The organism is Streptomyces sp. 13-12-16 (assembly GCF_002114215.1).
Lineage (GTDB): Bacteria > Actinomycetota > Actinomycetes > Streptomycetales > Streptomycetaceae > Streptomyces.
Genome location: NZ_NCTE01000773.1, coordinates 1 through 1652 on the forward strand (window position 1 = coordinate 1; position 1652 = coordinate 1652).

General features: G+C 76.4%; 3 protein-coding genes. 1 reads left to right on the forward strand and 2 read right to left on the reverse strand.

What is annotated here, in order from left to right:
• Positions 1–135 precede the first annotated feature (135 nt).
• Complete coding sequence (locus B7767_RS48425; RefSeq protein ID WP_256923602.1) at positions 136–438, reverse strand: hypothetical protein; 303 nt, start codon at positions 436–438, stop codon at positions 136–138.
• A 7-nt stretch (positions 439–445) separates the two neighbouring features.
• Here B7767_RS48425 and B7767_RS48430 point away from each other — a divergent pair, with 7 nt between their 5' ends.
• Positions 446–661, forward strand: coding sequence for a peptidoglycan-binding protein (locus B7767_RS48430; RefSeq protein WP_256923603.1), 216 nt, complete (start codon positions 446–448; stop codon positions 659–661).
• 261 nt (positions 662–922) lie between these two features.
• Here the strand turns inward: B7767_RS48430 and B7767_RS28530 are convergent, their stop codons facing one another.
• Positions 923–1585, reverse strand: coding sequence for an HAD-IA family hydrolase (locus B7767_RS28530; RefSeq protein ID WP_085574682.1), 663 nt, complete (start codon positions 1583–1585; stop codon positions 923–925).
• Positions 1586–1652 lie beyond the last annotated feature (67 nt).

Below are 1652 nucleotides of genomic sequence, written 5' to 3' on the forward strand. Positions count from 1 at the left end.
CGTCCCCGCCGCGCCCGGCCCGGCGCACACCGACGAGGAACCGCCGCGCCGGCGCCGCCGCGGGATGCTGTTCGCGGTCGCCGGGGCCGTGGTCGCCGTGGTGGGGGCGGCGGGGTGGGCGAGCGGAGTGTTCTCCTACGAGACGCCGTCCCGGGACGGCGCGGCGCCGGAGGAGGTCAGGGCGAGCGTCCCGGACCCGTCGTCGTCCGCCTCGCCCTCCGCGGAGCCGTCGGCCAGTGCGTCCTCCGCCGCACCCTCGTCGTCCGCCTCCCCGTCGGCCTCCCCCTCGGCGAGCGCGAGCACGTCGGCCTCGCCGTCGCCGTCGGCGTCCACCACGTCGGCGAGCCCGTCGGAGTCCGCCGAACCGTCCTCGACCCCGACGGCCACGGCGTCGACCGACTCCGCCGAGGACACGGAGGAGGAGGGGGGCGGTGGCACCGGCCCGGTGCTGCGCCGCGGCGACCGCGGCGCGGAGGTCGCCGAACTGCAACTCCGCCTGAAGCAGATGTGGCTCTACAACGACGAGATCAACGGCCAGTTCAACCGCCGCGTGGAGGAATCCCTGCGCAACTACCAGTGGTCCCGGGGCCTCCAGTCCGAGCTGAGCGTCTACGGCCCGGAAACCCGGGCCCGCCTGGAGGCGGAAACCCAGGAGCCGTGACGCCCCCGGGCCCATGCGGGACCACCCACCGGCCCACGCGGCGCCGCACACCGGCCCGCGCGGGGCCCGCGAGACCCGGGAGGGCACCCGGCCCGCCACCCCACGGAGTCTCGAAAGCCACTACGGACGGGGTCGCGCGAGTCGCAGCCCTCCGCGTCCCGGGCCGTGTCCCGTCCGCGGCACGTCGGGTGGTGTGCACGGGCCGCCCCGGACACGCCCGGCGCCGGGAGCCCGGGCCGTGAGGGCGCGGCCCCCGGAAGGCTAATCCGTGACGTGCAACCGGATCGTGCCGTCGGCCGCCGCCTCCACCCGCACCTGGGTCAGGTCGCGTACGAGCACGTCCGGGGCGTGGAGGCCGGCCCGGGGGCCGATGCCCACGACCCGCATCCCGGCCGCGCGGCCCGCGGCGATGCCCGCACCGGAGTCCTCGAAGACCACGCAGTCGGCCGGGTCGACGCCCAGTTCCGCCGCACCCTTCAGGAAGCCCTCGGGGTCGGGCTTGCTCGCACCGACGGACTCCGCCGTCACCCGCACGCCGGGCTGTTCCAGCCCGGCGGCGGCCATCCGCGCCGTCGACAGGGCGACGTCGGCGGAGGTCACGAGCGCGTGCGGCAGTCCCTCCAGGGAGGCGAGGAACGCGCGGGCGCCCGGCACCTCGACGACGCCCTCGGTGTCCGCGGTCTCCTCGGCGAGCATGCGGGCGTTGTCGGCGTGGTTCTGTTCCATCGGGCGGCCGGGCAGCAGCAGGGCCATCGAGGCGTATCCCTGACGTCCGTGCACGACCTTCATGACCTCGTCGCCGTCGAGCCCGTTCCGGTCGGCCCAGCGCCGCCAGACGCGTTCGACGGAGGCGTCGGAGTTGACGAGGGTGCCGTCCATGTCCAGCAGGAGGGCGCGGGCGGTGAGTACGGCGGTGGCCGTCATCGGCAGCTCCAAGGCGCGGGGAGGGTGCTTCGGGCGGGGTGGCCCGGGGGGGGACAGAGTGACCCCG